This is a genomic window from Clostridium sp. HBUAS56017 (genome assembly GCF_007115085.1).
GTDB lineage: Bacteria > Bacillota > Clostridia > Clostridiales > Clostridiaceae > Clostridium > Clostridium cibarium.
In genome coordinates, this window is record NZ_SULK01000046.1 from 1 (window position 1) to 5,068 (window position 5,068).

7 protein-coding genes, 1 pseudogene and 1 riboswitch are annotated in these 5,068 nt (G+C 29.5%); of the genes and pseudogenes, 5 read left to right on the forward strand and 3 right to left on the reverse strand.

Annotated elements, in window-relative coordinates:
* Positions 1-169: 169 nt before the first annotated feature.
* Together FAY47_RS20520 and FAY47_RS21080 are read right to left on the reverse strand one after the other, a co-directional pair.
* Positions 170-307, reverse strand: coding sequence for a hypothetical protein (locus FAY47_RS20520; RefSeq protein ID WP_185966918.1), 138 nt, complete (start codon positions 305-307; stop codon positions 170-172).
* A pseudogene (locus tag FAY47_RS21080) lies at positions 304-381 on the reverse strand (transcriptional regulator); the annotation flags it as partial. The gene FAY47_RS20520 and the pseudogene FAY47_RS21080, both read right to left, overlap by 4 nt.
* A gap of 165 nt (positions 382-546) precedes the next feature.
* Here FAY47_RS21080 and FAY47_RS19630 point away from each other — a divergent pair.
* Positions 547-1,014 (forward strand): ricin-type beta-trefoil lectin domain protein, encoded by a 468-nt coding sequence (locus FAY47_RS19630; protein ID WP_143318617.1) that lies wholly within the window; start codon positions 547-549, stop codon positions 1,012-1,014.
* A 139-nt stretch (positions 1,015-1,153) separates the two neighbouring features.
* Here FAY47_RS19630 and FAY47_RS19635 read toward each other — a convergent pair whose 3' ends face one another.
* Positions 1,154-2,572, reverse strand: a complete 1,419-nt coding sequence (locus FAY47_RS19635; protein ID WP_143318618.1) for an amino acid permease — start codon at positions 2,570-2,572, stop codon at positions 1,154-1,156.
* A 155-nt stretch (positions 2,573-2,727) separates the two neighbouring features.
* Positions 2,728-2,902: riboswitch (Lysine riboswitch) on the reverse strand.
* A 292-nt stretch (positions 2,903-3,194) separates the two neighbouring features.
* On the opposite strand from FAY47_RS19635, the gene FAY47_RS20525 reads away from it, so the two are divergent.
* The 4 genes from FAY47_RS20525 (at position 3,195) to FAY47_RS21265 (ending at position 4,945) form a co-directional block, all read left to right on the forward strand.
* On the forward strand, positions 3,195-3,344 hold the full coding sequence (locus FAY47_RS20525) for a hypothetical protein (RefSeq protein WP_185966919.1): 150 nt from the start codon (positions 3,195-3,197) through the stop codon (positions 3,342-3,344).
* Between the two features lie 66 nt (positions 3,345-3,410).
* Positions 3,411-3,698, forward strand: coding sequence for a DUF503 domain-containing protein (locus FAY47_RS19640; RefSeq protein WP_143318619.1), 288 nt, complete (start codon positions 3,411-3,413; stop codon positions 3,696-3,698).
* 162 nt (positions 3,699-3,860) lie between these two features.
* On the forward strand, positions 3,861-4,820 hold the full coding sequence (locus FAY47_RS19645; RefSeq protein ID WP_143318620.1) for a DMT family transporter: 960 nt from the start codon (positions 3,861-3,863) through the stop codon (positions 4,818-4,820).
* A 2-nt stretch (positions 4,821-4,822) separates the two neighbouring features.
* Positions 4,823-4,945 (forward strand): hypothetical protein, encoded by a 123-nt coding sequence (locus FAY47_RS21265; protein WP_279232229.1) that lies wholly within the window; start codon positions 4,823-4,825, stop codon positions 4,943-4,945.
* Positions 4,946-5,068 lie beyond the last annotated feature (123 nt).

A 5,068-nucleotide genomic window follows, 5' to 3' on the forward strand; every position in this document is an offset into this window, starting at 1 on the left:
ATGAACCGCCGTATACCGAACGGTACGTACGGTGGTGTGAGAGGTCGGTAGATAAAATAATTATCTACCTCCTACTCGATTTTCTCTAAACAAAGCATTTCCAACACATATATTACGTATAAGTATATATAGGCATCCGCCAAAGAAAGCAATAAATTCTACATCATACTCATGAAATTCTGCTTAAAAAATAAATTGTCTTACCAAAATTGATCCGATTAAAAACATCATAACTAAAAAACGCTTCAGTTGTTATTTTTTGTTTTTGAATTGAAACTCTTTCATCTATGATAATATTTTTTTTCATATTGATTCCTCCCAAAATAAATCATTTAGTGTTTTCCCAAGTGCTTTGCATATTGCAATACAAAGATTTAATGATTTCATTAAATATATTTTTAATACAAACAATCTTTCTAATGTAAATACCTGGTTATGTTTCACGAAAATTATAATTAACACATATTATAAATAGAAGAGACTTATCACAAATTTAGTGATATGAATTTCAAATTAATCATTATTAAATAGAAGGAGTAAAAAAATATGGCTATTGAAGGATTACACAATGTACAGGTACTTCGTGGTTTACAAACCAATAAATCTTTACTAAGTTGTACTGCTGATGGATCCGAAATCAACTTATGGAATATAGATGATGGTATGGGACGTCAGAGATGGGAATTTACACTTGTTAATGGTGAAACTGATGTTTATAATATTAAAATTGTTGAAGGGGTTACTTCTACTCTTAAATATTTAAGCTGTACTGCTGATGGATCTCAGGTTAATTTATGGGATCAAGATGACGGTACAGGACGTCAAAGATGGAAAGTTATACCTGTTGAAGCATCTCCAACTTGTTCAACTTATCTTATTAAAGTTGCAGCTGGTGTTTCAACATTTAAAAGATATCTAAGTTGTACTGCTGATGGATCTCAAGTTAATTTATGGGATTATGATGATGGAAGTGGACGTCAGAGGTGGCAATTGCAAGGAACTTGGCAGGCATAAGGGGATTTAATAGTGGCAAGTATTAATTATAACTATGTTCTTAGTTAGATTTTTAGTTTAGTATTTATAAATTTTCAAATCAAAAGAGATATTTCATGTAGATCTGCATGAAATATCTCTTTCTCAACTTTTATATAAATTAATCCATATTTAAATCAACATCATCTAAAGGTATAACTTTAGTTTTATGTTTAATTTTATACCATAAATATAATCCAACGAATAATGGGATTCCTATGTATGATGCAATTAAGCCTTGCCAATCAATACCATCAGGTTTTATACATGAATAACCTTGACCTAATATTATAAGTATGCACATTATAAGAGCAAGTATAGGCCCAAAGGGAAATAATCTAGATTTATATTTTAAATCTTTTATATTTCTGCCGTTATGGACATAGGCTTTTCTAAATCTATAATGACAGATTGCTATACCTAGCCAAGCTATAAATCCTGCGAGTCCAGAAGCCGCAACTAGCCAAACGTAAACGGTACTTTCTGCATATAGACCTGTTAAAAAGCAAGCAGAAGAAATTAAAGTTGTTAAAATAATTGCATTTACTGGTACTCCTCTTTTGTTTGTTTTTGAAAATAATTTAGGAGCCATTCCTTCTTTAGCCATTGAGAAAAGCATTCTGCTTGAAGCATACATACCTGAGTTACCTGCCGATAATACAGAAGTTAAGATAATTGCATTTATTAGTGAAGCAGCTCCAGCTATACCAGCCTTTTCAAATACCATTGTAAAAGGACTTGTATCAACGCTAGCTTCAGTAAATGGTATAATAGCTCCCAAAACAATTATTGTTCCTAAATAAAATACTAGTATTCTCCAAAATATTGATTTTATCGCTCTAGGAATAGTTTCTTCAGGATTTTCGCTTTCACCTGCAGCAATTCCAATAAGTTCAGTTCCTTGAAATGAGAAACCTGCAATTAGAAAAATAGCAAATATAGAATTTATACCACCATGGAATGGGCCATCAGCAATAAAATAATTATGAAATCCTATTTCATCTCCGCCCATTATACCTAAAATCATTAGTACACCAATTACTAAAAATATAATAACTGTCACTACCTTAATTCCAGCAAACCAGTATTCTGATTCACCGTATGCTTTTGAAGATAGAAGGTTTAATCCTACTATAATTACTAAAAATAATATGCTCCACAAAAATCCATCTATATCAGGAAACCAGTATTTCATAATTAAAGAACCTGCAACCATCTCAGCAGCTATAGTTATTGCCCAGTTATACCAGTAGTTCCATCCAAGGGCAAATCCAAGAGCTGGATCTATAAATTTTGTAGCATAAGTACTAAATGAACCAGAGATTGGCATAAATGTTGCCATTTCTCCAAGGCTAGTAATTAAAAAATATACCATAACACCTATTAGACCGTAAGCTAATAATGCCCCACCTGGGCCAGCTTGGTTAATAGTATCTCCCATTGCAAGGAATATACCTGTACCAATGGATCCTCCTAAGGCTATCATGTTTAAATGCCTTGCTTTTAAACTTCTTTTTAACTCGTGATTTTTTTCACTCATTTTAATATATCCTCCTTATGGTTTTAAATTTCCATAAGTAACTAACTAAGATAATATAATAAATTTAGACAATAAAAAAAGCCATGAAAGCATATTCATGACATAAATACGAAAACTATATATTTTAATAAATATTAGAAGTAACGTATATTTTCATTGAAAATAGCTCTCCACAAAATATTTTGTGACAGTCTTATGCATATTATACATAGGACCAGTAAATAGTATTAAAGCAATTAGCTATTTACTTCGGCGAAAGTTCCTTTCGTATTACTTCATTGAGCTTACCTCCATAATACTACTCTTAAATTTCGCACCTCTATCTCAGTTATCTACTTTTTGTTTTATAAGTTATTATGCAATAAAAATATGAATAAGTCAATACATAAATGCTTCGTGAAAAATAAAGATAAAAAACGAAAAAAATATGGATAATAATTGATAAACTTTTAATTATTTGCTAAAATATTAAACATTTTAAAAGGATTTACTTAGAGCATGTTTAATAAAATGCTTAAAGTTTTATATTTATTTTAATTGATGTTTTTATTTTTTTATATATGTTTTAATTTTGAGAATAATATAAATTATATTAATAAAAATAATTAAGAGAGGTGATAAAATGAGTACCAAATATAAGAATACTAAAAAGAAGATGGCATCATTAGGTCTTAAGAAAAGTATGAATGGTGATTATGTCTATATAGATAGTAGAGATAAAAATTCAGAATTTGTACCAGTAAGAAATAAGGATAAAAAGGAAAGCCATTAGTGATATGTTTACTAATGAAGCTAATTTATGCTATGACTATATAATAATTATAAGGGGGATTTTAGAATGAAAGTGTTACTTATGAGTATTACTCTGAGAGCATCTTGGGTACATTCATTAAAGGAAAAGAGGATGATAGTAAAAAGTATTTTGCAAAAGTTAAGAAATAAATATAATATTTCAGTTGGAGAAGTTGATAAGCAGGATATTCATCAAACTATTGTTATTGGAATTGCAGCTGTATGTGGAAGTTCAGCAGTGCTAAGTTCAACTGCACTCAATATAATAGATTATATTGAGTGTAATACTGATGCTGAGATAGTTGGAATTGAGCAGGATGAAGAGATTTTTTGATGTTTTTTAATTCATCTAATTATCTTTAGAGTTGTGGAAAGCTATATATAAAGGAAAAATGAGTTTCATAACTTATTATTTAGATTTGCTACATATAAGGTTATTTTTTGATATAATAATTTCTAGTGGGTTAACGCAAGTAGAAAGGAATTTAAGAATAATATGAAGAATAAAGGTCATTTAATCCCGTATATCACTGCAATAATAACTAATTTCATTTTTGGATTTAGTTTTCTATTTTCAAAGAATGCCTTAAGTATATCTGATCCTATAAGTTTACTGGCTTTTAGATTTTTAGCGGCTTTTCTTGTAATGACAGTACTTATAATGTTAAAAGTAATAAAAGTAAACTATAAAAATAAGCCGTTAAAGTGGTTAATTATTCTAGCTACCATAGAGCCTATTATTTATTTTATTTTTGAAACTTTTGGATTAAAAAAGACATCAACTTCTTTAGGTGGTCTGATGATTGCTCTAATACCTATAATAGTAACGATTTTAGCTGTATTCCTGTTAAATGAAAAACCATCATTAAAACAATCAGTAAGTATCGTGTTGTCAGTATCAGGAGTGATGTTAATAATTTTGATGGAGAATTCAAATGATACTGGAGGTTCAATGCTAGGAGTGTTTCTTCTTAGTGGGGCAGTGCTTTCAGCGGCTTTTTTTAATATAATTGCTAGAAAGATATCAAATGATTTTACTCCTATTGAAGTAACTTATTTTATGATGTTTTTAGGAGCTATATGCTTTAATGGAATTTCAATATTCAATCATATAATGGATAAGAATATTTCAACATATTTTAAACCCTTGGAAAATACAACTTTCATAATTTCTGTTTTATATCTTGGAATAATATCATCAGTATTGGCTTATTTTTTAGCTAATTATACATTAGCAAAGCTTGAAGCTTCAAGATCAGCAATATTTGCAAATATTTCAACTATTGTATCTATAATAGCTGGAGTAGTATTCTTGCATGAAAGTTTTCATATGTATCATATTATAGGTTCAATAATGATATTGATAGGGGTATGGGGGACAAATTATTTTAAGGGTGTTAAAGATTATAGTAAAGGAAATTACGCTACTATTGTAGAAGAAAATAATACAATTTAGTATTGAAAAAGGTATTGATTCTAATTACTCATTCAGCTGAATCAGCAAGATATGGAACATCTGTTATAAGATTGATAGATGGAGAGATAGTTGATAGAGAAGATCTTGAAAAACAAATAGTATAAGATATAAAAAAGTACTAAAGCATTTACTTGCTTTAGTACTTTTTATGTGTGCCCAGCATGGGCACGTACTAGTCGGTGAAAGTCCGATATGGGGGTTGATAGTGCCAACCATTAGCTTAAGAC

Excerpts from the sequence above, each read along its gene's own strand:
- FAY47_RS19635 (WP_143318618.1), bottom strand. The coding sequence starts at position 2,572 with ATGAGTGAAAAAAATCACGAGTTAAAAAGAAGTTTAAAAGCAAGGCAT.
- FAY47_RS19645 (WP_143318620.1), top strand. The coding sequence starts at position 3,861 with ATGAAGAATAAAGGTCATTTAATCCCGTATATCACTGCAATAATAACT.
- FAY47_RS20520 (WP_185966918.1), bottom strand. The coding sequence starts at position 307 with ATGAAAAAAAATATTATCATAGATGAAAGAGTTTCAATTCAAAAACAA.
- FAY47_RS19630 (WP_143318617.1), top strand. The coding sequence starts at position 547 with ATGGCTATTGAAGGATTACACAATGTACAGGTACTTCGTGGTTTACAA.
- FAY47_RS20525 (WP_185966919.1), top strand. The coding sequence starts at position 3,195 with ATGAGTACCAAATATAAGAATACTAAAAAGAAGATGGCATCATTAGGT.
- FAY47_RS19640 (WP_143318619.1), top strand. The coding sequence starts at position 3,411 with ATGAAAGTGTTACTTATGAGTATTACTCTGAGAGCATCTTGGGTACAT.